The following is a 21,907-nucleotide window of genomic DNA, read 5'->3' on the forward strand; positions in this document are numbered from 1 at the left end:
TGGTTTGTAAAATCAGCCAGAAAAAGAGACTAAAACATGACCAGTGACACAGCCAAACAAGACGCCTTATTGGATGAATTGCTCAAAGGCTATACGAATCCGAAAGACATTCTGGGGGAACACGGCTTGCTCAAGCAGCTGACCCGGCGTCTGGTGGAACGGGCGTTGGAGGCGGAGATGACCGCCCATTTGGGCTATGCCCCCCATGCGCCGGAAGGGCGCGGCAGCGGTAATTCTCGCAACGGCAAGTCGGCGAAGACGATTCAAACGGAAACCGGACCCTTGGCGATTGAGGTCCCGCGGGATCGCAACGGAGACTTCGAGCCGCAACTGGTTTCCAAGCGCCAACGCCGGCTCGAAGGATTTGATGAGAAGGTTCTGGCGCTGTATGCGCGGGGCTTATCCACCCGTGGTATTCAGGGGCATCTGGAAGAACTGTATGGCGTGGAAGTCTCGCCGACGCTCATCTCCAACGTTACCGAATCGGTGTTGGCGGACGTGAAGGCATGGCAGAGCCGGCCCTTGGCGTCGGTGTATCCGATCCTGTATTTCGACGCTTTGATCGTCAAATCACGCGAAGCGGGACCGGTCAAGAACAAGGCGGTCTATCTCGCTTTGGGCGTCAATCTGCAAGGCGAAAAGGAGCTGCTGGGCCTTTGGATCGCGGACACAGAAGGCGCCAAGTTCTGGCTGTCGGTCTTTACCGAGTTGAAGAACCGAGGCGTTCAGGATGGCTTTATCGCCTGTGTCGACGGCCTCAAGGGACTGCCGGAAGCGATTGAAACCGTGTTTCCCAACATCCAGGTCCAACTGTGTATCGTCCATAAGGTGCGCCACAGCCTGCAGTATGTCACCTGGAAGGAGCGCAAGGCGGTGGCGAAAGACCTGCGGGCGATTTATGGCGCCGCGACCTTGACCGAGGCCGAAGCTGCCCTGGCGCGGTTTGCGGACACCTGGGACGCGAAGTACCCAGCCATCAGCCAAAGCTGGCGGGCGGATTGGACGCGCTTGACTGTGTTTTTCGATTATCCGCCGGAGATCCGCAAAGTGCTGTATACCACCAACGCGATCGAATCACTCAACTTCAGCCTGCGCAAGCTGCTCAAGACCCGCGGCGCGTTTCCGAACGATGAGGCGATTCTGAAAGTCCTGTATCTGGGACTGCAGCGGATCGAGAAGAAATGGACCATGCCGATCCAGGATTGGAAACGGGCGTTGAACCACTTCGTGATCCTCTTTGGTAATCGAGTTACCCTATGAACTAACCCCAGTTACACAGTTAACTTGACACCCCCCTGAAAATCCCTCTCCCGCTGGGAGAGGGTTGGGGTTGGGGCGATTCGAATAGGGCTTTTCTCTTTACGCACAGTTCCATAGCTTCCTAAAACTCGGCTCCTTTGCCCCGCTCCGATACATCGAACTGTCGTGTCGGCAAATCAAAAAAGCGGAAGCCGTCTTGCCCTCAGATCCGATCCAAGGGACTGACCACCCCTCGCCCACCCCGGTTCAGCACATGGGTGTAGATCATCGTGGTCTGCACATCCTTATGGCCCAAGAGTTCCTGAACTGTCCTGATGTCGTAGCCGGACTGCAGCAGATGTGTCGCGAACGAGTGACGCAGCGTATGGCAAGAAGCCGGTTTCGTCAGCCCCGCTTCGCGAACTGCGGTCCTGACGGCGCGCTGCAAGACTTTCTCATCGAGATGATGCCGCCGCTCCTTGCCGGAAAGCGGGTCGATCGAGCGTTGGCTGGCGGGGAAGACGTACTGCCACCCCCATTCGCGCCCCGCGTTGGGATATTTGCGTTCCAGGGCAAACGGTAGATACACCTCGCCAAACCCCTCGTGCAAGTCCTTTTCATGTACGGCCTTCACCTTCTCCAAATAGTGCTTGAGTGGTTCTACCGGTGAATCCGGCAGCATCGTAACCCGATCCTTCGCGCCTTTGCCGTCGCGCACGACGATCTGGCGCATCGCGAAATCCACATCCTTGACCCGCAGCCGCACACACTCCATCAGACGGAGGCCAGAGCCATACAACAAACTGGCCATCACCCAATTGCGCCCATCCAAATGGGCGAGCACGCTTTTGACTTCCTGTACCGTCAGCACCACGGGTAAACGCTGGGGCTTTTTGGCCCGTGTCACGTTCTCCAACCAGGGCAGTTCGATCCCTAACACCTCTCGGTAAAGGAATAAAATCGCCGAAAGCGCCTGCGACTGAGTGGATGCTGCCACATTTCGCTGCGTCGCCAGATGAGAAAGAAAGGCTTCGACTTCCGGTGCGGACATATCCTTCGGGTGGCGTTTGCCATGGAATAGTATGAATCGTTTGATCCACTGGACGTAAGCGTCTTCCGTACGCAGGCTGTAATGTTTGACGCGGATTTTGTCCCGCACTTGATCCAATAATTTCGGCTTGCTCGGCATAATGGGCAGGTGTATAAAACCAACGGCGACCGACCCTGCTAAAGATAGCAAAGCCTTGAAATCTGGGCGGTTCCTGAAAGCAAAATCGGTTTATACCCCACAAATGGCGTAAGATAAGGCGCCTTTTAGGGGGTCTATTTCATGTTAGCCTTCAATGGAAACGGCGTGGAAATACTGCAGCAAGCGATAAAGAAGCTATCAAACTCGATGCGGATCTATGTTGAGAATCACCTCAGCTTTCAGAGGCTGGTGCGTATTGACAAGGAAGAGGCTATTGACAATCTGGACCGCGCATTTGAATCGAAGCTAGAGGCATTCCATAGCCTCTATGACGTATCAAAAGCACATTTGGATTACTTCGCCCATGCGGATACGGCATCTTTGATATTGGTTCGCAACGCGATCCACCATCGTGACCACTTGCTCTTCAGAAGCTGGAATCAGGAGATGGCTCTAGACGAAGGGTTCCGAAAGCATCTTGGAGCCGAGTTCCTTCTGGTTGACTATCCAATCCTAGGCGCTCCATCCAAGATGCGATACTTTTACAAGATCGAAGACTTCTATCATCGAATAGATGATGCCATGGCATCACCCTATCTAGAAAAAATGATGGGGCCAGTCAAGCGGCGAAAATTACTAGATCAAATTAATTCAGATCTATTCTTCTCCGAGATAAGACGAAGCGCAGAATCCAGGAGATACCCGCTTAAGCAGGTCTATGTAAACGCTATCCCGATCTTTGTTTCAGCAACGTGCCGAGTTTTCAGCGCGCTGAAGGACGCGGGGACCCAGTTCAAGGGGTTCGATGCAAAAGCATACAAGGAGCCGTTTACCGATGAACTGGAGGTCGATTTCTCACAATTCACATGTACGCCTTTGCGTGTAACTTGAAGGCTAACAATTCGTTCAAGCCGACGCCGCTTCGCAGCGCGGCTTAACTCAGGCGTTAGGTGCCATGGGAAAGTCTGCTATCCGTCCGAAAGTCGAAATCCTGCACCTCTCAACCGTCAGTGAGGGGCGCCAGCTCGAACTCAATTCAGTCTTTGGCAACATGTCGCACGCACTCGCCACGATCATCGCGGATGACGCAGACGAGTCGCTTTGGTTCGAGGTGTACGTCGGTGATCAAGCCGTCCAACTGCCATTAGAAATCGTCCGTGAGGCGCTGGCACTCGCTCAGGAGCACGTGCACTCCGAAGCATGGTACGAACAGCAGGGTGCCTATGAGCCTGGTCTCAGTGCCGCGGCACGAGCGCTTGCCAAGCGGGAGCCCGGGCATGGCACCTAACAATTCATTCAAGCCGAAGCCGCTTCGCGGCTCGGCTTAATTCAGGCGTTAGGCCCCGCGATGCACGATCGTCGAACTCACGCAAAGCGCATCACCGATGAGATCCGACAGGTGCTCATTGAGCAATGGGATCCGATCGGCGTCATGGATGACCCAGAATGGCCACGCGACGAGTACGATTCCTATATCGGGGAGCTTTATCGCTACTTGGCGCGCGGTGAGTCGGCTGAGTTTATCGCCAGGCACCTATGTCACCTTGAGGAGTCAATGATGGGCCTTGGTCGCTTACCTGAGTCGGTCAGACTTCCTGTTGCACGGGCGCTTAAGGCCATAGATGTTTCGCCGCGAGAGTAGTCTTTTGTTGCTTGGGCCTGCAGCCTACTGGGCGGGCCCTAACAATTCATTCAAGCCGAAGCCGCTTCGCGGCTCGGCTTAATTCAGGCGTTAGCAAGACTATGTCAGACGAATCTGCCACCGAAAAGCCGAAGCGCGTAGACGGCCAGATGACCGGGCTGGCTGGGGAGCTGTTTGTCGCCGCCGAGCTATTGAAGCGCAACCTACAGGTATCGCTCACGTTCGGAAATGCCAAGGCAATAGATCTCTTCGCGCACAATCCAGCCACTGAGCGCATGTTCACGGTCCAAGTGAAGGCAAGTAGAAAGAAGAACTACTTCCCGATCTCGCACGGAAAGGTGAATGCCGCGCATGTATACGTGTTCGTTTTACTGAACAAGCCAGGTGAGGCGGTACAGTACTTCATAGTCCCGGGAAAGGTGCTCGCTGAAGAGCCGGAGCGCTTTACCAAATGGTTTGTTGATCCGAAGTTTCCTGGCATTCATCCGAATGTACTCAAGGACTTTGCGGAGAATTGGAAGCTGTTTGATGAAAAGGCTTGCTAACAATCGGCTCCAGGCGACGCACAAGAGCGCATCGCCTTTCTTGTTCTTTCAGGCTCACGGCGCGGCGCTCTTGTGCGCGCCTGAGCCGAAGCGTTAGCCATAAGCAAGGACAATCGTGGAACTGAAGCAGGAGTTCATCCAAGGGGTCAAAAAGCATCTCGGCAGTCTTGATGCCGTTTTCGATTCCGAACTCGAACAAGTAATCAAAAAAATCTACCCAGACACTGTTCGGTTCTTTTTGTTTGAATACGACTCTCCAGTCTTCAGTGAAGAGTTTTCAGTTTCCATATGGCCAACGGATATTAAAGGGCATGTGGTTGGAGATGGTCATTGGTTCCTAGAAGGTAAAGCGGTTGTTGTTCCGCCGGAGATTTATGAGGCAGAGAAATATTCTGAAATCGAACCATGGGAAACGGCATCCGAGCTACTCGAAGAGTGGCTAATTGCAAAATGGGCGGGAATCTCAAAAGTCCAAAGGACGAGACCTGCTTACATAGGGCATCACGATAGCTTTTTCAAAAGGGAATTGCTTTCAGGTAAGCAAGTCAATTGGGATGAGATACTTGAAAGAGTTAATGGCTAACTACGGGTTCCAGGCGACGTCAGCGCTGACGCGCCGCCGCGCCTGAACCCGAGCGTTATGCCCAATAAAGTTCACACGCCATGACCAGAATCACTGAAGAAAGCTTGACCTCTGCCATTCATCTGATCCAGAAAATGGATCGCAAGGAACATGAGGCAATTTGCGACGAGATATTGCGTGAGCAACCGAATCTTCTCGCATCAGTATTGGTGCTGACGAAAATGGCTGTTTCTCCAGCGCACGCAGAGGTAGTGCTTGAGGCTCTTATGGTGACGCACCTCGCGCTTAAGGGATCTGGCGAAAAGATCAAGACAATAACGGAAGAGGAACAAGAGCGCGAACTTCAGCGCCTCGTTGCTTCCGTGAAGTTCACGGAAAGAATGGCGCCTGCATTGATGGCAGAGTCAATAAAGCAATACGTTGGCTTCCAGAAAGAACCTTGGTTGCTTGCTTACATCATCGCGCTGCTGCAAAAAAATGGCATGCTTTTGAGCGCCAACGAGAATTCCAAGTATCTGTTCTTATCGGCGCTGAATTTGGTCGGGTGTATAGCGAATGCGCAGAGAGTGGCATAACCAGCCCATCAATCCGACGCTCACTTCGCTGCGCTTCGTTCGCTCGGCTTATGGGCGGCGTTAGCTTAATAAAAAACAAAGGTGAAATATTATGAATCAATGTTATAGCGCTGGTGATTTTAAGAAGTATTTTACGGAAAATATGAATGCCTTAGGTGCGCCAGTGCCAAGCGGATTATTTGATAGCTATGAAAAAGCTATTGGGACAGCTGCGACTTTAGCCGGCACTTTGCATCAACTTGGTAGAGGAGCAACAATGGCTGAATTAGTCGGGGCTACCGTAGGAGTAGAAAAGCTGATGGTAGCCGCCGCTTTTGGAGCAGCAGCTTATACGGGAATTGTCATTGGTAGTATTGCTGTTGCAAGTGGCAGATCTTTAGGTTGTGGTTCTAGCATTTCCGATATGTTTGTTTTCATAAATCAAAATAAATTACAGTTTCAAGGCTGGAATACTTTTTATACTCATAACCCTCAAATTATGGATAAAAGTCACCCTTTTAGAAGCAATGTTGGCATGAGAGCAAAAAGTTCACCAACTAGTTTTGAGTATGCATAATGATAAAAAATATTCTCATACTAATTGCGTGCGGTCTAATAGTGTGGTTGTCTTTAATCGCATTCCAAATTCTTGGTAACTATGCTTTTTTAATCATGATAGTTATTACAATTGTCGGGCTGATGTCAGGTGTAAAACCAAAATTCGGCAATAGAGACAAAGCTAACAAATAGCTCCAACGGACAGATAAAAGCGTCACTTGTTTTGCTTACGCAAAAACGCGCCACTTTTACCTGCCGCTGAGCATAGCGTTAGAACATGCAACCCAACCACAAAGGAATCTTCATGAACCAAATGTCTTTATCCCATGCCGTTCATCTCGGGGTGGAAAAAATCAACCGCGCCGGGACTGTATTCAAGCCTGATACCCCGAGGCTTGTCGCCGACTTCCACATGTCTTCCGGAACAAGCGGTGTTATAGCACTCTCTTCTGAGAGTGGACACAAGGTAAGCCGACAAGGGTATGAATTGGTAAAGTTCTCAACTCCAAATGTGCCAACACTTGAAGTTACCGTCGATGATATTTGGGCTTGCGCCAAGGAGCATTATGGGTTAGCAGCGGCAACCGCCGTTGCAGGTGCAGGCGGAATTCCAATAAGTAAGCTGCTCCTTGGTCATCGTTGGGCCCCAGGTTCAAGCAAATACACAAACTTGGTCAGCCACTTCGGTCACAAATTTTTTCCCATGGCCACTCTACCGTACGGCTCCACCGCTGCGCGCGTAGCAAAGAGTACCTTCGGCACTATACGTGTCTTTGGAGTCATAGGCCGTGCATTGCCCTTCGCGGCAGTCGGTTTGGCCGTTTACGATGTCATCAGCATCGGAATGTGTGCTTATGAAGAACGTAACAGAAAATGAATCTATGTTACCGTCCAAAGATCAGGCAATCGAAACAATCATTGATATATTCGTCCGTGAAATTGGCTTTATTGAAAGAAGCGAAGTTTCTCGCAGCACGCACATAGTCAAGGATTTTTATATTGATACCGACGACATATCGTGGTTCGCCGAGGCGGTTGAAAAACATTTTGGTCTCAATACGCCGCCTGGTGAATGGCCAAAAGGTTTTGCGCCAACAATTGAAGGGATCGCCGATTATGTGCTTTATCATTTATCTAAAAACAAGGTCAAGTAATATTATAGGATATCCAAATATTCTAACCCGGCGCTCAAGCCGACCCGCTTCCGCTACGCTACAGCGGTCGGCTTAGCTCTGCGTTAGGCGTCATGCCCGAAATCAGAGGTAATTAAAAATGCACATCGCCATACTCACCTTCCAAGGCTTCAACGAGCTCGACTCTCTCGTGGCGCTTGGCGTGCTCAATCGAATCAAGAAACCAGATTGGCGCGTCACGCTCTGCTGTCCGGAGAGCGCTGTCACTTCAATGAACGGCGTGACCGTGCATGGGCAGTCAACCCTTGCGGAAGCAACTTCCGCTGACGCTGTCATTGTCGGCAGCGGCATCAAAACGAGAGAGATCGTAAATGACTCAGCCATCATGTCGGCTCTGCGCTTGGATCCCGCACACCAGCTTATCGGAGCGCAATGCTCCGGCACGCTCATCCTTGCCAAGCTTGGCATACTCGCCAACGTTCCTGCATGCACAGATCTCACAACCAAACCTTGGGTACAAGAAGCTGGGGTTGAAGTGCTGAACCAACCCTTCTACGCATCGGGCAACATCGCCACCGCCGGAGGTTGTTTCGCGTCGCAATATCTAGCCGCATGGATTATTGCCCGCGCCGAGGGCGAAGAAGCCGCCAAGGAAGCATTGCATTACGTTGCCCCGGTTGGCGAGAAGGATGAGTACGTTTCAAAAGCAATAAAAAACATCGAGCCATATATCAGTACGATGACGCCTAACAAGGCGCTGCACCGGACTCCGCTTCGCTCCGCCGGTGAGCTTTAACGTTAGCGCCAATAGTTCGAGAAATTATCAAGGAGATATCATGTATCCAAGAGAGTTTTATATTATTCCTGAGGAGGTATTTCGTCTTGGAAATACAAATAGTCCAAAGTTATCAAACGTCCGCCCAAGAGATATCCAAGTCATGGATATAAATGGTGTACCAGTTGTGATTGCCAATGGAAAAGGAATAAGTGTCTTTGATAAAGAAGGGATTTCATTGTCACCTATGAGTGGCTGGGTATGGAGGTTTAGTCCAAATACCAGATTTCCCCATGGTTTGAAATTGGTTCAAGATAAGCCGCATCACTTTTGTATAGCGCCAACTCAAAATATGCCACTGGATAAGTATAAAGGATTGCTAGAAGAAATGGCTCTCGGTGCTAAAAGAGTGTTCAAGAAAGAAGGTAAATTAGCATGAGTAAGTTAAATATTGCGTTGGTTGAGTCAGAGGCAAAAATTATTTTGGAAGCGCTAATTGAAAAAGAAGAGAAAATGGCGGCAATATGCGAAGAGTCAGATGACGAAGATGAAGTGGCGGATGTTGGGAATGATCTAATTGAAGTTAGGTTACTTTTAAACCGGCTAAAAGAGGAGTCCGTAGCTTCATATGGTAAATCCGTGCTCGTGTTTGATAGAAATCCTCTGTAGCGTGATCAGCGCTAACAAGGCAAATTCACTCGGACAAATTTCCGCAACGCTCGTTTGTGGGTAAGCGTCCGGCTGTCCGCATAATTCCCACCGATTAGCGCCTGAGTCACAGTATCGCCATATTCCCGAAGAGGAGGAGATGGCGATGACGAAACAAGAACGAGAGATGCATTGGCGGGTCCTGCTGGAGCAACAGGCAGGGAGTGGGTTGTCGGTGCGCGCTTGGTGTGCGCGCGAGGCGGTCAGCTATGCGGCGTTCATCTACTGGCGTCGACGCGTAGCGCAGCCAGCGGTGGTGGCGCCACTGACGTTGATGCGGGTAGATGGCGGTGAGACAGCAGTCGGTGGTCTGTGGTTGTCGGTGGGCGGGGTTCGCATCGAGGTGAAACCGGGGTTCGATGCCGGGTTGTTGAAGCAGGTGGTGGCCGCATTGGTCTCGTGATGCTGGCGACGATTCTGAGTGCGGCGGCGGTGTATGTGGTGGCCGAGCCGGTCGATTTGCGCAAGTCCATCGATGGTTTGGCGCTGGCGGTGGAGAGCAGTCTGGGGCATTCGCCGTTATCGGGTGCGGTATTCGTGTTTTTCAACCGGGGCCGGGACAAGGTGAAGCTGTTGTGGTGGGATCGTCACGGTTTCTGGCTGGCCTACAAGCGGCTGGAGAAAGGCCGCTTCCGCAAGCCGGTTCAGGGGACGATTTCGCGCTCGGACCTGCTGCTGTTGCTGGAAGGCGTGGACCTGACGGTGGCCCGTTTCCGCGCGGTTCGCGCGGGTCGGGTCGGCTGAGTCGAAAGTGCCTGAAACCCGCATCAGAGCTGGGCTTTCGGGTGGTCCACCGGGTATAATGGCAGCCATGAATGCCGCCGCTCTCGCCGAAGAAAATCGTACTCTAAAGGCCACCCTGGCCCAGCGCGAGGCGCGCATCGAACGGCTGGAATTCGACCTAGCGCAGCTGAAGAAGCTGCTGTTCGGCGCCCGTTCCGAGCGACTGGCGACCCTCCCCGACATCGACCAACTGCCGCTGTGGGATGAGGTGCCCGAGGACGCCCCCGTCGCCAGTCCGGTGGCGTTCAAGACGGTGGTGGTGCAATCGCCCGCCAAGAATCAACCGAAGCGCACCGCACTGCCGGCGCATCTGCCGCGAGAGATCGTGGTATTGCCGTTGTCGGCACAAGACCGGCAGTGTCCTGCCTGCGGTGAGGAACGGCCGGTGATCGGCTACGAAAGCTCCGAACGCTTGGATTACGTCCCGGCGCAACTGAAGGTCGTGGAAACGCGGCGGGAAAAGTGCGCCTGCGCGAAGTGCCAAGGGCAGTTGACCACGGTACCGGCCCCGCCGCAAATCATCGAGCAGGGCATCCCTCTGCCGGGTCTTCTGGCACATCTGCTGATGGCCAAATACGGCTATCACCTGCCGCTGTACCGCATCGAGCAAATCTTTGCCCACCAGGGTGTCCCCATTGCCCGCACCACGTTGTGCGACTGGGTCATCCAGAGCGGCTGGCAGCTGCAGCCCTTGGTCGAGCGGATGCTGGCGTTGCTCAAGCAACAGCCGGTGATCTTCTCGGACGACACCACTGTGGCGGTGCAGGACCGCGGCAAGACGCGGGAAACCCGGTTTTGGGTATACGCCGGCCACTCGCCGCCCATCGTCGTCTATGACCACACCGAAACCCGGGCGGGCAAGCATCCCAAGGCCAAACTGGAAGGCTACAGCGGCTACCTGCAGGCGGACGCCTATGCCGGTTACGACCAGATCTTCGCCGCGGGCAAGGTCCTGGAAGTGGCGTGCTGGGCGCATGCGCGCCGCAAGTTCTTCGAGATTGCCCGACAGACCGAGAACGGCAAGCGCATCAGCGCCCATGAGGCCTTGGAGTACATCGGCCGGCTCTACGCCATCGAACGGGAGGCCAAAGAACAGCAACTCGACGCCGAAGGCACCCGAAAGCTACGGCAGGAACAGGCGCGGCCGATCCTGGCCGAGTTCAAGGCCTGGCTCGAAGACCGGCTGCGCCAGCTGGCGCCCAAGACCCCCACTGCCCAGGCCATCGGCTATGCCCTCAAGAACTGGCCGGCGCTGGAGCGCTATACCGAAGACGGTCGCCTGGAGATCGACAACAACCGGAGCGAACGGGCCATCCGCCCGCTGACCATCGGCCGCAAGAACTGGCTGTTCCTCGGCTCGCCCAAGGGCGGCCAGGTCGCCGCCACCGTCTTCAGCCTGATCCAGACCTGCAAGGAGCTGGGCATCAATCCGGAGGCCTATCTGAAGGATGTCCTCAACCGCCTGCCTTCCACCAAGCAGAAGGACATCGACAGCCTGCTTCCTCACAACTGCAAGCTGCCCGGGGCGTAACAAGCGACCACTTAACCGTTCGCCACTGCGACCACAAGTCCGGGTACCGCCGAACGCTTACGTTAGCGGCACAACAGTCACATATTTGCAACGGAAAGAAGCTATGGTTAACCCTATTTTTTCTTCAATTTGTCAAAAGGGGTTGGCCATGAAATCACTTCGTATACTTCCAGTGCTTTTTATTTCACTATGTTCTTTTAATTCAGCTAATGGAGCTACTGTCACGATAGGCAACGGGACGCCTATCCTATCGGTACCGGACAGCAGCATTATTCTAACAGGAGGGGATACGGATATATCGCAAGGTACAACTGGGATACAACTAAGTGGCGATTACAACATATACACGGATGGTGATATGTTTCTTGATTACTCCGTGTTCAGTGATAATCAAGATCTTTTTATCGGCAGCAACATATCAATAACAGGACAGACAGTAACTATATTCTCATTCAATAATTCACCAACGCTGCCTAATTTGTCCAATACCAGCATATTTACAAACTCCATCTATAGCATGAATGAGGTAGGTAATATCTTGTTGTTTTCAGAGGCGCCAGTCTTGAGCGGAGTATTTGAAGCAACTGGCAATCTGTATATTGGTAACTATTCATCGCTTCAGCCTGTCCCGTTGCCTGCATCAGCGCTATTGCTCCTTTCCGGCTTGGCTATGCTCGGTGGTGGAGCCGCCGCTAACAATCGCTTTAACAAGGACGGCGCAAAAAGACGCGCCGCCTGTTAAGCGAGGCGTTAGCTACAACCAAAAAAAGGGGCTTTGGTGGAAATCTCGAAAATTCTGGAAGATGACGTCAATGCACTTTTGGCATTGAACGAAGATCACTTCAACGACGTAAAGAGTAAGCGAATTGCTCCCGCGAAGCTCCAAGAGACATTCGTCGCGTTCGCGAACTCGGATGGCGGTGACTTATACGTGGGCATTGAGGATAAGTCGCATGCTGGCGAGCGCGTCATCGGATTTGCTGAACCCGAAGAGGCAAACGCAATTATCGCCACCTTGCTTGAGGAGACACAGCCGGCAGTCGAGAATGTGTCAATCGAGTTTTTGGGTACAGATGGGAAAGGTCTGATTCTTCACTTTGCGGTGCCGAAGAGCCCAAAGGTCCACTACACCGCCTCCGGTGATTGTTTCATTCGCATCAATGCAGCGAAGAGAAAGATCAAAGGCGAGAGAATCACACAGCTTGGGTATTCAAAGGGCGCGGAGCTATATGAAAGAAAGCCTGTCAACGATGTTGAGGTAGACGAAGTTGTTGAGAGCGAATCCCTCGCGCACTTTATGCGCGGTCGCTGCGCTCCCATTATCGCGCATAAAGCGCCCAAAATTGTCCGCGGCTGAGCGCTGCGTTATGCATTTAAGAGGAACGAGCGTTGAAGAAGATTTTGTATGTAGACATGGACAATGTGTTAGTCGACTTCCCATCTGGTATTGAACAGCTGGACGCTTCGGTAACACAGGAGTTCGCCGGAAGGCTCGACGAAGTTCCTGGCATCTTCTCCTTAATGTCTCCAATACCAGGCGCCGTTGAGGCATTTCATGAATTGTCGGAGTTATTCGATACATACATATTGTCAACAGCACCATGGGAAAATCCATCCGCATGGAGCGACAAACTTCTGTGGGTGAAAAACCATATCGGCAAGAGTGCACATAAGAGGCTGATTCTTACCCACCATAAAAATCTAAATGATGGGCACTTCCTTGTAGATGATCGCACAAAAAACGGTGCTGATCGGTTCTCTGGAGAGCACATTCACTTTGGCACAGAGCGTTTCCCAGATTGGAAAATTGTTCTGGCGTATTTAAGGCAAAATGCATAACACGTCGCTCAACCTGACTCGCTACGTCGGCGCTTCGCGCCTCGTAGCTCGCAGGTTAGCTTGGCGTTAGTACCCACACCATGTATCGCATCGTAGCAAACATTATTTTTCTAATCGGGCTGCTTCCGTGGGCTTTTATTTTCATGTTCAGCTTCATGCTGTTCGACGCACCTGGCTCAGAATCTAGCGCGTTGACTCGCGGCTTGTTCTACTCTATCGCCGCCTACCCGGTACTTGTCATTGTTGGCTTCTTCGGCAGCAACGGCTTCTGGCTCCTCAATGAGGAGCATCGTCGGCGCGGGCGTTTGGCTTTTCTGCCATTGCTCAGTCCGATTTCCGCTACCTTTTTCCTGTTCACAATCGAGATGTTTTGCGGTGGCCAGCTCGCGTGCCACTCTTAGGTGCATCAGCCGGGACGTGCCGGTGGATGCTAACAATTCATCCAAGCCGAACCCGCTTCGCGGGTCGGCTTAATTCAGGCGTTAGAGCGCTCGGTTGAGCCACCGCACATACAGGAGATCGACGAAATGAAGCCACATCAAACCGAAGGGGCGGATCGCACAGCAGCTCGGGTCGCCTTGTGGCGGGCCATGCATGTCCAGATCGACCCACTGCCCCATGTACTTGAAGATGAAATCGGCTTGCGGCTCTTGGCTCCAGGCGACGGATGGCGGCAGCGTCCCGACATGAATCCGCAGGCAACAAGTCGTTCACGCGCATCAATTGTGGCGCGCGCCCGGTTCGTCGAGGATTTGGTCATCGAACAAGCTGCCCGCGGAGTCGGTCAGTATGTCATTCTCGGCGCTGGCTTGGATACTTTCGCTCAGCGTAGGCCAGAGATCGCATCACAGCTGCGGATTTTCGAAATTGACCAGCCCGGCCCTCAAGCATGGAAACGTCGACGGCTCGTCGACCTTAATTTCGGCATCCCCGATGGACTAAGGTTCGTGCCTGTTGATTTCGAGGCAAGTGAGTCTTGGTGGGAAAAACTGGTTGGGGCTGGCTTTGATGCGAGTCAGCCAGCCGTCGTGTCCTCATCAGGAGTTTCCATGTATCTCACCAGGGCAGCGAACCTGGCCACCATGCGCCAAGTCGCCTCACTTGCAGCGGGCTCTGTGCTGGCAATGACTTTCCAGCAGCCTCTGACCCTTTTGGAGCCGGAAGAGCGTCCGGGTCGTGAGGCAACGGAAAAATTCGCCAGAATGGCGGGAACGCCATTCATCAGTCTATTCAGTCCCAGTGAGATTCTTAAACTGACACAAGAAGCAGGCTTTGGAAATGCGGAGCACATATCTTCAGCCCATCTTGCCCAGCGCTACTTCGCAGCCAGGGCGGACGGGCTAAGACCTTCCAGCGCCGAGGAATTGTTGGTGGCGAAGGTTTGATAGCTGTGTCCCCGAATGGAACCGGCTGCTATCGAAGTGACCGGCCATCGCCGCCAGAAGCGCGGCCGCAAGCCGCTCGATTCGCATCTGCCGCGGGAGATCGTGCGCCATGAGTTGCCCGAATCGGAGCGGGTCTGTGCCCATGACGGCACGGCACTGATCGAGATCGGCGTCGACATCAGCGAGCAACTCGACATCATTCCCCAGCAAGTCCGTGTCATTCAGCATCAACGCGTGAAGTATGCCAGAGCCGGCCCCGGAAATTTGGACACCCTCTTAAGTGAAGTTTCTGTTCTAATGTAAGCGTCCGGCTGTCCGCATAATTCCCACCGATTAGCGCCTGAGTCACAGTATCGCCATATTCCCGAAGAGGAGGAGATGGCGATGACGAAACAAGAACGAGAGATGCATTGGCGAGTCCTGCTGGAGCAACAGGCAGGGAGTGGGTTGTCGGTGCGCGCTTGGTGTGCGCGCGAGGCGGTCAGCTATGCGGCGTTCATCTACTGGCGTCGACGCGTAGCGCAGCCAGCGGTGGTGGCGCCACTGACGTTGATGCGGGTAGATGGCGGTGAGACAGCAGTCGGTGGTCTGTGGTTGTCGGTGGGCGGGGTTCGCATCGAGGTGAAACCGGGGTTCGATGCCGGGTTGTTGAAGCAGGTGGTGGCCGCATTGGTCTCGTGATGCTGGCGACGATTCTGAGTGCGGCGGCGGTGTATGTGGTGGCCGAGCCGGTCGATTTGCGCAAGTCCATCGATGGTTTGGCGCTGGCGGTGGAGAGCAGTCTGGGGTATTCGCCGTTATCGGGTGCGGTGTTCGTGTTTTTCAACCGGGGCCGGGACAAGGTGAAGCTGTTGTGGTGGGATCGTCACGGTTTCTGGCTGGCCTACAAGCGGCTGGAGAAAGGCCGCTTCCGCAAGCCGGTTCAGGGGACGATTTCGCGCTCGGACCTGCTGCTGTTGCTGGAAGGCGTGGACCTGACGGTGGCCCGTTTCCGCGCGGTTCGCGCGGGTCGGGTCGGCTGAGTCGAAAGTGCCTGAAACCCGCATCAGAGCTGGGCTTTCGGGTGGTCCACCGGGTATAATGGCAGCCATGAATGCCGCCGCTCTCGCCGAAGAAAATCGTACTCTAAAGGCCACCCTGGCCCAGCGCGAGGCGCGCATCGAACGGCTGGAATTCGACCTAGCGCAGCTGAAGAAGCTGCTGTTCGGCGCCCGTTCCGAGCGACTGGCGACCCTCCCCGACATCGACCAACTGCCGCTGTGGGATGAGGTGCCCGAGGACGCCCCCGTCGCCAGTCCGGTGGCGTTCAAGACGGTGGTGGTGCAATCGCCCGCCAAGAATCAACCGAAGCGCACCGCACTGCCGGCGCATCTGCCGCGAGAGATCGTGGTATTGCCGTTGTCGGCACAAGACCGGCAGTGTCCTGCCTGCGGTGAGGAACGGCCGGTGATCGGCTACGAAAGCTCCGAACGCTTGGATTACGTCCCGGCGCAACTGAAGGTCGTGGAAACGCGGCGGGAAAAGTGCGCCTGCGCGAAGTGCCAAGGGCAGTTGACCACGGTACCGGCCCCGCCGCAAATCATCGAGCAGGGCATCCCTCTGCCGGGTCTTCTGGCACATCTGCTGATGGCCAAATACGGCTATCACCTGCCGCTGTACCGCATCGAGCAAATCTTTGCCCACCAGGGTGTCCCCATTGCCCGCACCACGTTGTGCGACTGGGTCATCCAGAGCGGCTGGCAGCTGCAGCCCTTGGTCGAGCGGATGCTGGCGTTGCTCAAGCAACAGCCGGTGATCTTCTCGGACGACACCACTGTGGCGGTGCAGGACCGCGGCAAGACGCGGGAAACCCGGTTTTGGGTATACGCCGGCCACTCGCCGCCCATCGTCGTCTATGACCACACCGAAACCCGGGCGGGCAAGCATCCCAAGGCCAAACTGGAAGGCTACAGCGGCTACCTGCAGGCGGACGCCTATGCCGGTTACGACCAGATCTTCGCCGCAGGCAAGGTCCTGGAAGTGGCGTGCTGGGCGCATGCGCGCCGCAAGTTCTTCGAGATTGCCCGACAGACCGAGAACGGCAAGCGCATCAGCGCCCATGAGGCCTTGGAGTACATCGGCCGGCTCTACGCCATCGAACGGGAGGCCAAGGAACAGCAACTCGACGCCGAAGGCACCCGAAAGCTACGGCAGGAACAGGCGCGGCCGATCCTGGCCGAGTTCAAGGCCTGGCTCGAAGACCGGCTGCGCCAGCTGGCGCCCAAGACCCCCACTGCCCAGGCCATCGGCTATGCCCTCAAGAACTGGCCGGCGCTGGAGCGCTATACCGAAGACGGTCGCCTGGAGATCGACAACAACCGCAGTGAGCGGGCGATCCGCCCCCTCACCATCGGCCGCAAGAACTGGCTGTTCCTCGGCTCGCCCAAGGGCGGCCAGGTCGCCGCCACGGTGTTCAGCCTCATCCAAACCTGCAAGGAACTCGACCTCAACCCAGAGGCCTACCTGAAAGACGTCCTGACCCGTTTACCCACCACCAAGCAGAGGGAGATCGACAGCCTGCTACCCCACAACTGGAAACCAGCCAACGTATAAGGTCCTGACGGTTAACTGTTCGGCGGCATCAGGAAAAGACTGTCCTCCAGCGGACGCTTACGTTCTAATCACCGCCCTTCGAAGGGCGAAAACCGGAGAACAGACTATGAAACGAAAGAGACGAAATCACTCGGCGGCCTTCAAGGCCAAAGTTGCTTTGGCGGCGCTCAAGGGCGACAAGAGGTTGGCTGAATTAGCAGAACAGTTTGAGGTTCACGTCAACCAGATCACGCAGTGGAAGGGCCAGTTGCAGGAGCGAGCGAGTGACGTGTTTGCTACAGCAGCAGAGCGCAGTGCATCGAAGGGGCCGGACGTGAAGGAACTCCACGCCAAGATCGGCGAGTTGGCGATGGAGAATGATTTTTTAGTCGCCGCGCTCGGTCGCATGGGCGATGCGAGCGCCAAACGATGATCGACCGGTCGGACAAGCTCCCTGTGGTGCGCCAGTGTGCGTTGTTGGGGCTTTCCCGCTCCTCGGTTTACTACACGCCACAGCCGGTCTCAGAGAACGATCTGGCGCTGATGCGGCGAATCGACGAACTGCACCTCCATCATCCGTTTGCCGGTGCCCGCATGTTGCGTGACCTGTTGGAGCAGGATGGGCTGAAGGTCGGTCGCCGGCATGTGTCGACGCTCATGAAGAAGATGGGCATCGAGGCGCTGTACCGGCGTCCGAACACCCGCCGCAAGCATCCGCAGAACCCGGTGTTCCCGTACCTGCTGCGAGGTCTGGAGATCACCCGAGCAAACCACGTCTGGGCCATGGACATCACCTACATCCCTATGCGGAAAGGCTTTGTCTATCTGGCTGCGGTGCTCGACTGGGCCACTCGGCGGGTACTGTCCTGGCGACTATCCAACAGCCTGACTACGGACTTCTGCATCGAAGCCGTTGAGGAAGCCATTCAGCGCCATGGCACGCCGGAGATCTTCAACACCGACCAAGGCAGCCAGTTCACCAGCGCGGAGTTCATCGGCCTGATCCAAGGCCGTGGCATCCAGGTGAGCATGGATGGCAAGGGCCGCTGGGTCGATAATGTCTTCGTCGAAAGGCTTTGGAAAAGCGTGAAGTACGAGGAAGTCTACTTGCATGCTTACGACTCCGTTTCTCAAGCACGGCAAGGTCTACAACGCTATTTTAAGTTCTACAACGAACGGCGGCCCCATTCATCGCTTGACGGTAAAACCCCGGATAGCATGTACTTTCATTCGCTGCCAATCCAGAAGGCAGCCTAAACCGCAGAAACCCACTTAAGCTTGGGAAAATCCTGTCCGATAAACCGGGGCCACCGCTGCCTGCCCGTGCTGCGACGAAGGCATCCGGGTCACGCCGGCACCGGCGCGCCTCATCCCCAACGGGTTACTCAGCGAATCGGCGCTGGCCTGGGTGGTCACCGCGAAATATCAGGATGCCCTGCCGCTGTATCGTAAGCGTCCGGCTGTCCGCATAATTCCCACCGATTAGCGCCTGAGTCACAGTATCGCCATATTCCCGAAGAGGAGGAGATGGCGATGACGAAACAAGAACGAGAGATGCATTGGCGAGTCCTGCTGGAGCAACAGGCAGGGAGTGGGTTGTCGGTGCGCGCTTGGTGTGCGCGCGAGGCGGTCAGCTATGCGGCGTTCATCTACTGGCGTCGACGCGTAGCGCAGCCAGCGGTGGTGGCGCCACTGACGTTGATGCGGGTAGATGGCGGTGAGACAGCAGTCGGTGGTCTGTGGTTGTCGGTGGGCGGGGTTCGCATCGAGGTGAAACCGGGGTTCGATGCCGGGTTGTTGAAGCAGGTGGTGGCCGCATTGGTCTCGTGATGCTGGCGACGATTCTGAGTGCGGCGGCGGTGTATGTGGTGGCCGAGCCGGTCGATTTGCGCAAGTCCATCGATGGTTTGGCGCTGGCGGTGGAGAGCAGTCTGGGGTATTCGCCGTTATCGGGTGCGGTGTTCGTGTTTTTCAACCGGGGCCGGGACAAGGTGAAGCTGTTGTGGTGGGATCGTCACGGTTTCTGGCTGGCCTACAAGCGGCTGGAGAAAGGCCGCTTCCGCAAGCCGGTTCAGGGGACGATTTCGCGCTCGGACCTGCTGCTGTTGCTGGAAGGCGTGGACCTGACGGTGGCCCGTTTCCGCGCGGTTCGCGCGGGTCGGGTCGGCTGAGTCGAAAGTGCCTGAAACCCGCATCAGAGCTGGGCTTTCGGGTGGTCCACCGGGTATAATGGCAGCCATGAATGCCGCCGCTCTCGCCGAAGAAAATCGTACTCTAAAGGCCACCCTGGCCCAGCGCGAGGCGCGCATCGAACGGCTGGAATTCGACCTGGCGCAGCTGAAGAAGCTGCTGTTCGGCGCCCGTTCCGAGCGACTGGCGACCCTCCCCGACATCGACCAACTGCCGCTGTGGGATGAGGTGCCCGAGGACGCCCCCGTCGCCAGTCCGGTGGCGTTCAAGACGGTGGTGGTGCAATCGCCCGCCAAGAATCAACCGAAGCGCACCGCACTGCCGGCGCATCTGCCGCGAGAGATCGTGGTATTGCCGTTGTCGGCACAAGACCGGCAGTGTCCTGCCTGCGGTGAGGAACGGCCGGTGATCGGCTACGAAAGCTCCGAACGCTTGGATTACGTCCCGGCGCAACTGAAGGTCGTGGAAACGCGGCGGGAAAAGTGCGCCTGCGCGAAGTGCCAAGGGCAGTTGACCACGGTACCGGCCCCGCCGCAAATCATCGAGCAGGGCATCCCTCTGCCGGGTCTTCTGGCACATCTGCTGATGGCCAAATACGGCTATCACCTGCCGCTGTACCGCATCGAGCAAATCTTTGCCCACCAGGGTGTCCCCATTGCCCGCACCACGTTGTGCGACTGGGTCATCCAGAGCGGCTGGCAGCTGCAGCCCTTGGTCGAGCGGATGCTGGCGTTGCTCAAGCAACAGCCGGTGATCTTCTCGGACGACACCACTGTGGCGGTGCAGGACCGCGGCAAGACGCGGGAAACCCGGTTTTGGGTATACGCCGGCCACTCGCCGCCCATCGTCGTCTATGACCACACCGAAACCCGGGCGGGCAAGCATCCCAAGGCCAAACTGGAAGGCTACAGCGGCTACCTGCAGGCGGACGCCTATGCCGGTTACGACCAGATCTTCGCCGCGGGCAAGGTCCTGGAAGTGGCGTGCTGGGCGCATGCGCGCCGCAAGTTCTTCGAGATTGCCCGACAGACCGAGAACGGCAAGCGCATCAGCGCCCATGAGGCCTTGGAGTACATCGGCCGGCTCTACGCCATCGAACGGGAGGCCAAAGAACAGCAACTCGACGCCGAAGGCACCCGAAAGCTACGGCAGGAACAGGCGCGGCCGATCCTGGCCGAGTTCAAGGCCTGGCTCGAAGACCGGCTGCGCCAGCTGGCGCCCAAGACCCCCACTGCCCAGGCCATCGGCTATGCCCTCAAGAACTGGCCGGCGCTGGAGCGCTATACCGAAGACGGTCGCCTGGAGATCGACAACAACCGGAGCGAACGGGCCATCCGCCCGCTGACCATCGGCCGCAAGAACTGGCTGTTCCTCGGCTCGCCCAAGGGCGGCCAGGTCGCCGCCACCGTCTTCAGCCTGATCCAGACCTGCAAGGAGCTGGGCATCAATCCGGAGGCCTATCTGAAGGATGTCCTCAACCGCCTGCCTTCCACCAAGCAGAAGGACATCGACAGCCTGCTTCCTCACAACTGCAAGCTGCCCGGGGCGTAACAAGCGACCACTTAACCGTTCGCCACTGCGACCACAAGTCCGGGTACCGCCGAACGCTTACCTTCGTCGATAACGGCGCCTGGCCGATCGACAACAACCTGTGCGAGAACGCGATCCGTCCCTTCGTCGTGGGTCGCCGCAACTGGCTGTTCGCCGATACCGTCGGCGGGGCGAAGGCCAGTGCCAATCTCTACTCGCTGATCGAAACCTGCAACGCCAATTGCATCGAGCCCTACAGCTATCTCGTCGACTTGTTCCGGAAATTGCCCCTGGCAAAAACCGCCGACGACTTTGAGGCTCTCCTGCCCTGGCATCTCGCCAAGGCGACGGCCTGCCCCCTATCCAATCGCCTACAACCTCGTCTCACCAGGCCCAACGACGTCGTTAAAAGAGCGCTTACGTCGCATGCTGCGGCCTAACTATTCATTCAAGCCGAACCCGCCCGCTTCGCGGGTCGGCTTAATTCTGGTGTTAGCCATCATTGAGTTGTCCGTGCAGAAGATAAATCTTAAGAAGGACCTGAAGCATCTCTATCAGCCGTCAGCCAAAGAGGTGGTATGTGTTGACGTGCCGACTCTTCAGTTCCTGATGATTGACGGCGAAGGCGATCCCAACACGTCGCAAGAGTATGCCCAAGCGGTGGAAGCACTGTTCTCTGTGTCGTACACAGTGAAGTTCATGATCAAGAAGAGGCCCCAAGCAGTGGACTATGGAGTAATGGTCAAATTTTGTGTATGGGGAGTTGATCAGGCGGCGACTTTCTCGACGTCTTCCTGAACGCCGTCCTTGAACACGACTCCCTCAATGACCTGAGCCAGCCGCGGAACCCCATTCAGTTTCCGCCAGTGTCGCTCAGCGCTTTTCACCAGCATGAACACCATCGCGAGGATACTTCCCCGTGACACGCAGCCGCGGGTTTTGGCGGTTCTGAGCCTCACTGTGGCAAAGGTGGATTCGATCGGATTGGGTGGTCCTTAGGTGAATCCAATGCTCCGCCGGAAAATCGTAGAACGCCAACAGCGCCTCCCGGTTCTTTTCCAGGCATTCCGCCGCCTTCGGATACTTGGGCCGATACACCTTGAGGAAGTGAATCCGTTGAAATTGTTGTGGACGACGATGCACGCGCAGAGT

At 55.7% G+C, this 21,907-nt stretch carries 29 protein-coding genes and 3 pseudogenes; 30 read left to right on the top strand and 2 right to left on the bottom strand.

Going from position 1 to position 21,907, the window contains the following annotated elements; all coding sequences use genetic code 11:
- Positions 1–36 precede the first annotated feature (36 nt).
- Positions 37–1,260, top strand: a complete 1,224-nt coding sequence (locus tag sS8_RS11890) for an IS256 family transposase (protein WP_119629834.1) — start codon at positions 37–39, stop codon at positions 1,258–1,260.
- 202 nt (positions 1,261–1,462) lie between these two features.
- Here the strand turns inward: sS8_RS11890 and sS8_RS11895 are convergent, their stop codons facing one another.
- Positions 1,463–2,428, bottom strand: a complete 966-nt coding sequence (locus sS8_RS11895) for an integron integrase (protein WP_119629835.1) — start codon at positions 2,426–2,428, stop codon at positions 1,463–1,465.
- Positions 2,429–2,569: 141 nt separating this feature from the next.
- Between sS8_RS11895 and sS8_RS11900 the strand changes: the two genes are divergently transcribed.
- The 29 genes and pseudogenes from sS8_RS11900 (at position 2,570) to sS8_RS28655 (ending at position 21,553) form a co-directional block, all read left to right on the top strand.
- Positions 2,570–3,319: a hypothetical protein gene (locus sS8_RS11900; RefSeq protein WP_197716742.1), complete on the top strand. Its 750-nt coding sequence runs from the start codon at positions 2,570–2,572 to the stop codon at positions 3,317–3,319.
- 64 nt (positions 3,320–3,383) lie between these two features.
- A complete protein-coding gene (locus sS8_RS11905) occupies positions 3,384–3,716 on the top strand; it encodes a hypothetical protein (protein WP_119627857.1) in 333 nt (110 codons plus the stop codon).
- A gap of 455 nt (positions 3,717–4,171) precedes the next feature.
- Complete coding sequence (locus sS8_RS11915) at positions 4,172–4,615, top strand: hypothetical protein (RefSeq protein ID WP_119629837.1); 444 nt, start codon at positions 4,172–4,174, stop codon at positions 4,613–4,615.
- Positions 4,616–4,730: 115 nt separating this feature from the next.
- Positions 4,731–5,198 (top strand): hypothetical protein, encoded by a 468-nt coding sequence (locus tag sS8_RS11920; RefSeq protein WP_119629838.1) that lies wholly within the window; start codon positions 4,731–4,733, stop codon positions 5,196–5,198.
- 80 nt (positions 5,199–5,278) lie between these two features.
- Positions 5,279–5,773 (top strand): hypothetical protein, encoded by a 495-nt coding sequence (locus tag sS8_RS11925; RefSeq protein WP_119627859.1) that lies wholly within the window; start codon positions 5,279–5,281, stop codon positions 5,771–5,773.
- A gap of 91 nt (positions 5,774–5,864) precedes the next feature.
- Positions 5,865–6,329, top strand: coding sequence for a hypothetical protein (locus tag sS8_RS11930; protein WP_119629839.1), 465 nt, complete (start codon positions 5,865–5,867; stop codon positions 6,327–6,329).
- Between the two features lie 285 nt (positions 6,330–6,614).
- On the top strand, positions 6,615–7,187 hold the full coding sequence (locus sS8_RS11935; RefSeq protein ID WP_145986510.1) for a hypothetical protein: 573 nt from the start codon (positions 6,615–6,617) through the stop codon (positions 7,185–7,187).
- The gene (locus sS8_RS27660; protein WP_145986511.1) at positions 7,165–7,464 is read left to right on the top strand and encodes a hypothetical protein; all 300 of its coding nucleotides are present in this window, start codon (positions 7,165–7,167) and stop codon (positions 7,462–7,464) included. Before sS8_RS11935 ends, sS8_RS27660 begins: the two co-directional genes overlap by 23 nt.
- Positions 7,465–7,582: 118 nt before the next feature.
- Entirely contained in the window at positions 7,583–8,239 is a 657-nt protein-coding gene (locus tag sS8_RS11945; RefSeq protein WP_086135667.1) for a DJ-1/PfpI family protein, read from the top strand.
- 40 nt (positions 8,240–8,279) lie between these two features.
- Positions 8,280–8,657 (top strand): Tse2 family ADP-ribosyltransferase toxin, encoded by a 378-nt coding sequence (locus sS8_RS11950; RefSeq protein ID WP_119629842.1) that lies wholly within the window; start codon positions 8,280–8,282, stop codon positions 8,655–8,657.
- Entirely contained in the window at positions 8,654–8,887 is a 234-nt protein-coding gene (locus tag sS8_RS11955) for a hypothetical protein (RefSeq protein WP_119629843.1), read from the top strand. Before sS8_RS11950 ends, sS8_RS11955 begins: the two co-directional genes overlap by 4 nt.
- A 139-nt stretch (positions 8,888–9,026) precedes the next feature.
- Entirely contained in the window at positions 9,027–9,329 is a 303-nt protein-coding gene (gene tnpA, locus sS8_RS11960) for an IS66 family insertion sequence element accessory protein TnpA (protein WP_119627851.1), read from the top strand.
- Positions 9,329–9,670, top strand: a complete 342-nt coding sequence (tnpB, locus tag sS8_RS11965) for an IS66 family insertion sequence element accessory protein TnpB (RefSeq protein ID WP_119627852.1) — start codon at positions 9,329–9,331, stop codon at positions 9,668–9,670. The genes tnpA (sS8_RS11960) and tnpB (sS8_RS11965) overlap by 1 nt, the downstream gene beginning before the upstream one ends.
- A 58-nt stretch (positions 9,671–9,728) precedes the next feature.
- On the top strand, positions 9,729–11,240 hold the full coding sequence (tnpC, locus tag sS8_RS11970) for an IS66 family transposase (RefSeq protein ID WP_119628671.1): 1,512 nt from the start codon (positions 9,729–9,731) through the stop codon (positions 11,238–11,240).
- A gap of 103 nt (positions 11,241–11,343) precedes the next feature.
- Entirely contained in the window at positions 11,344–11,982 is a 639-nt protein-coding gene (locus tag sS8_RS27665) for a hypothetical protein (protein WP_145986512.1), read from the top strand.
- Positions 11,983–12,018: 36 nt separating this feature from the next.
- Positions 12,019–12,597 (top strand): AlbA family DNA-binding domain-containing protein, encoded by a 579-nt coding sequence (locus sS8_RS11975; protein WP_197716743.1) that lies wholly within the window; start codon positions 12,019–12,021, stop codon positions 12,595–12,597.
- Positions 12,598–12,629: 32 nt separating this feature from the next.
- Positions 12,630–13,079, top strand: a complete 450-nt coding sequence (locus tag sS8_RS11980) for a 5' nucleotidase, NT5C type (protein ID WP_119628909.1) — start codon at positions 12,630–12,632, stop codon at positions 13,077–13,079.
- Between the two features lie 80 nt (positions 13,080–13,159).
- Positions 13,160–13,480, top strand: a complete 321-nt coding sequence (locus sS8_RS11985; RefSeq protein ID WP_119629844.1) for a hypothetical protein — start codon at positions 13,160–13,162, stop codon at positions 13,478–13,480.
- Positions 13,481–13,606: 126 nt separating this feature from the next.
- Positions 13,607–14,464, top strand: a complete 858-nt coding sequence (locus sS8_RS11990) for a class I SAM-dependent methyltransferase (protein WP_119629845.1) — start codon at positions 13,607–13,609, stop codon at positions 14,462–14,464.
- Positions 14,465–14,485: 21 nt separating this feature from the next.
- Positions 14,486–14,710, top strand: a pseudogene (locus tag sS8_RS11995) (IS66 family transposase zinc-finger binding domain-containing protein); the annotation flags it as partial.
- Positions 14,711–14,842: 132 nt separating this feature from the next.
- Positions 14,843–15,145 (top strand): IS66 family insertion sequence element accessory protein TnpA, encoded by a 303-nt coding sequence (gene tnpA / locus sS8_RS12000; RefSeq protein ID WP_119627851.1) that lies wholly within the window; start codon positions 14,843–14,845, stop codon positions 15,143–15,145.
- Positions 15,145–15,486: an IS66 family insertion sequence element accessory protein TnpB gene (tnpB, locus tag sS8_RS12005; protein ID WP_119628541.1), complete on the top strand. Its 342-nt coding sequence runs from the start codon at positions 15,145–15,147 to the stop codon at positions 15,484–15,486. The genes tnpA (sS8_RS12000) and tnpB (sS8_RS12005) overlap by 1 nt, the downstream gene beginning before the upstream one ends.
- A 58-nt stretch (positions 15,487–15,544) precedes the next feature.
- Entirely contained in the window at positions 15,545–17,056 is a 1,512-nt protein-coding gene (tnpC, locus tag sS8_RS12010; RefSeq protein ID WP_119627853.1) for an IS66 family transposase, read from the top strand.
- 106 nt (positions 17,057–17,162) lie between these two features.
- Positions 17,163–18,292 (top strand): IS3 family transposase gene (locus tag sS8_RS12015; RefSeq protein WP_119629369.1). Its coding sequence is split into 2 segments (ribosomal slippage): positions 17,163–17,415 and positions 17,415–18,292, totalling 1,131 coding nucleotides; the frame shifts between segments, so codons are not numbered across the junction.
- Between the two features lie 270 nt (positions 18,293–18,562).
- Positions 18,563–18,865: an IS66 family insertion sequence element accessory protein TnpA gene (tnpA, locus tag sS8_RS12020; protein ID WP_119627851.1), complete on the top strand. Its 303-nt coding sequence runs from the start codon at positions 18,563–18,565 to the stop codon at positions 18,863–18,865.
- Entirely contained in the window at positions 18,865–19,206 is a 342-nt protein-coding gene (tnpB, locus tag sS8_RS12025) for an IS66 family insertion sequence element accessory protein TnpB (protein WP_119628541.1), read from the top strand. Before tnpA (sS8_RS12020) ends, tnpB (sS8_RS12025) begins: the two co-directional genes overlap by 1 nt.
- Before the next feature lie 58 nt (positions 19,207–19,264).
- Positions 19,265–20,776 (top strand): IS66 family transposase, encoded by a 1,512-nt coding sequence (gene tnpC, locus sS8_RS12030; RefSeq protein WP_119628671.1) that lies wholly within the window; start codon positions 19,265–19,267, stop codon positions 20,774–20,776.
- Between the two features lie 59 nt (positions 20,777–20,835).
- Positions 20,836–21,099, top strand: a pseudogene (locus sS8_RS30155) (transposase domain-containing protein); the annotation flags it as partial.
- An 82-nt stretch (positions 21,100–21,181) separates the two neighbouring features.
- The gene (locus tag sS8_RS28655) at positions 21,182–21,553 is read left to right on the top strand and encodes a hypothetical protein (RefSeq protein WP_197716744.1); all 372 of its coding nucleotides are present in this window, start codon (positions 21,182–21,184) and stop codon (positions 21,551–21,553) included.
- Here the strand turns inward: sS8_RS28655 and sS8_RS12045 are convergent.
- Positions 21,523–21,862 (bottom strand): annotated as a pseudogene (locus sS8_RS12045) (transposase); the annotation flags it as partial. The gene sS8_RS28655 and the pseudogene sS8_RS12045 sit on opposite strands and share 31 nt — an antisense overlap.
- Positions 21,863–21,907 lie beyond the last annotated feature (45 nt).

The sequence above is a fragment of the Methylocaldum marinum genome (assembly GCF_003584645.1).
GTDB lineage: Bacteria > Pseudomonadota > Gammaproteobacteria > Methylococcales > Methylococcaceae > Methylocaldum > Methylocaldum marinum.

Excerpts from the sequence above, each read along its gene's own strand:
- sS8_RS11890 (WP_119629834.1), top strand. The coding sequence starts at position 37 with ATGACCAGTGACACAGCCAAACAAGACGCCTTATTGGATGAATTGCTC.
- sS8_RS11895 (WP_119629835.1), bottom strand. The coding sequence starts at position 2,428 with ATGCCGAGCAAGCCGAAATTATTGGATCAAGTGCGGGACAAAATCCGC.
- sS8_RS11900 (WP_197716742.1), top strand. The coding sequence starts at position 2,570 with ATGTTAGCCTTCAATGGAAACGGCGTGGAAATACTGCAGCAAGCGATA.
- sS8_RS11905 (WP_119627857.1), top strand. The coding sequence starts at position 3,384 with ATGGGAAAGTCTGCTATCCGTCCGAAAGTCGAAATCCTGCACCTCTCA.
- sS8_RS11915 (WP_119629837.1), top strand. The coding sequence starts at position 4,172 with ATGTCAGACGAATCTGCCACCGAAAAGCCGAAGCGCGTAGACGGCCAG.
- sS8_RS11925 (WP_119627859.1), top strand. The coding sequence starts at position 5,279 with ATGACCAGAATCACTGAAGAAAGCTTGACCTCTGCCATTCATCTGATC.
- sS8_RS11930 (WP_119629839.1), top strand. The coding sequence starts at position 5,865 with ATGAATCAATGTTATAGCGCTGGTGATTTTAAGAAGTATTTTACGGAA.
- sS8_RS11935 (WP_145986510.1), top strand. The coding sequence starts at position 6,615 with ATGAACCAAATGTCTTTATCCCATGCCGTTCATCTCGGGGTGGAAAAA.
- sS8_RS27660 (WP_145986511.1), top strand. The coding sequence starts at position 7,165 with ATGAAGAACGTAACAGAAAATGAATCTATGTTACCGTCCAAAGATCAG.
- sS8_RS11945 (WP_086135667.1), top strand. The coding sequence starts at position 7,583 with ATGCACATCGCCATACTCACCTTCCAAGGCTTCAACGAGCTCGACTCT.
- sS8_RS11950 (WP_119629842.1), top strand. The coding sequence starts at position 8,280 with ATGTATCCAAGAGAGTTTTATATTATTCCTGAGGAGGTATTTCGTCTT.
- sS8_RS11955 (WP_119629843.1), top strand. The coding sequence starts at position 8,654 with ATGAGTAAGTTAAATATTGCGTTGGTTGAGTCAGAGGCAAAAATTATT.
- tnpA (WP_119627851.1), top strand. The coding sequence starts at position 9,027 with ATGGCGATGACGAAACAAGAACGAGAGATGCATTGGCGGGTCCTGCTG.
- tnpB (WP_119627852.1), top strand. The coding sequence starts at position 9,329 with ATGCTGGCGACGATTCTGAGTGCGGCGGCGGTGTATGTGGTGGCCGAG.
- tnpC (WP_119628671.1), top strand. The coding sequence starts at position 9,729 with ATGGCAGCCATGAATGCCGCCGCTCTCGCCGAAGAAAATCGTACTCTA.
- sS8_RS27665 (WP_145986512.1), top strand. The coding sequence starts at position 11,344 with ATGGTTAACCCTATTTTTTCTTCAATTTGTCAAAAGGGGTTGGCCATG.
- sS8_RS11985 (WP_119629844.1), top strand. The coding sequence starts at position 13,160 with ATGTATCGCATCGTAGCAAACATTATTTTTCTAATCGGGCTGCTTCCG.
- sS8_RS11990 (WP_119629845.1), top strand. The coding sequence starts at position 13,607 with ATGAAGCCACATCAAACCGAAGGGGCGGATCGCACAGCAGCTCGGGTC.
- tnpA (WP_119627851.1), top strand. The coding sequence starts at position 14,843 with ATGGCGATGACGAAACAAGAACGAGAGATGCATTGGCGAGTCCTGCTG.
- tnpB (WP_119628541.1), top strand. The coding sequence starts at position 15,145 with ATGCTGGCGACGATTCTGAGTGCGGCGGCGGTGTATGTGGTGGCCGAG.
- tnpC (WP_119627853.1), top strand. The coding sequence starts at position 15,545 with ATGGCAGCCATGAATGCCGCCGCTCTCGCCGAAGAAAATCGTACTCTA.
- tnpA (WP_119627851.1), top strand. The coding sequence starts at position 18,563 with ATGGCGATGACGAAACAAGAACGAGAGATGCATTGGCGAGTCCTGCTG.
- tnpB (WP_119628541.1), top strand. The coding sequence starts at position 18,865 with ATGCTGGCGACGATTCTGAGTGCGGCGGCGGTGTATGTGGTGGCCGAG.
- tnpC (WP_119628671.1), top strand. The coding sequence starts at position 19,265 with ATGGCAGCCATGAATGCCGCCGCTCTCGCCGAAGAAAATCGTACTCTA.
- sS8_RS28655 (WP_197716744.1), top strand. The coding sequence starts at position 21,182 with ATGCTGCGGCCTAACTATTCATTCAAGCCGAACCCGCCCGCTTCGCGG.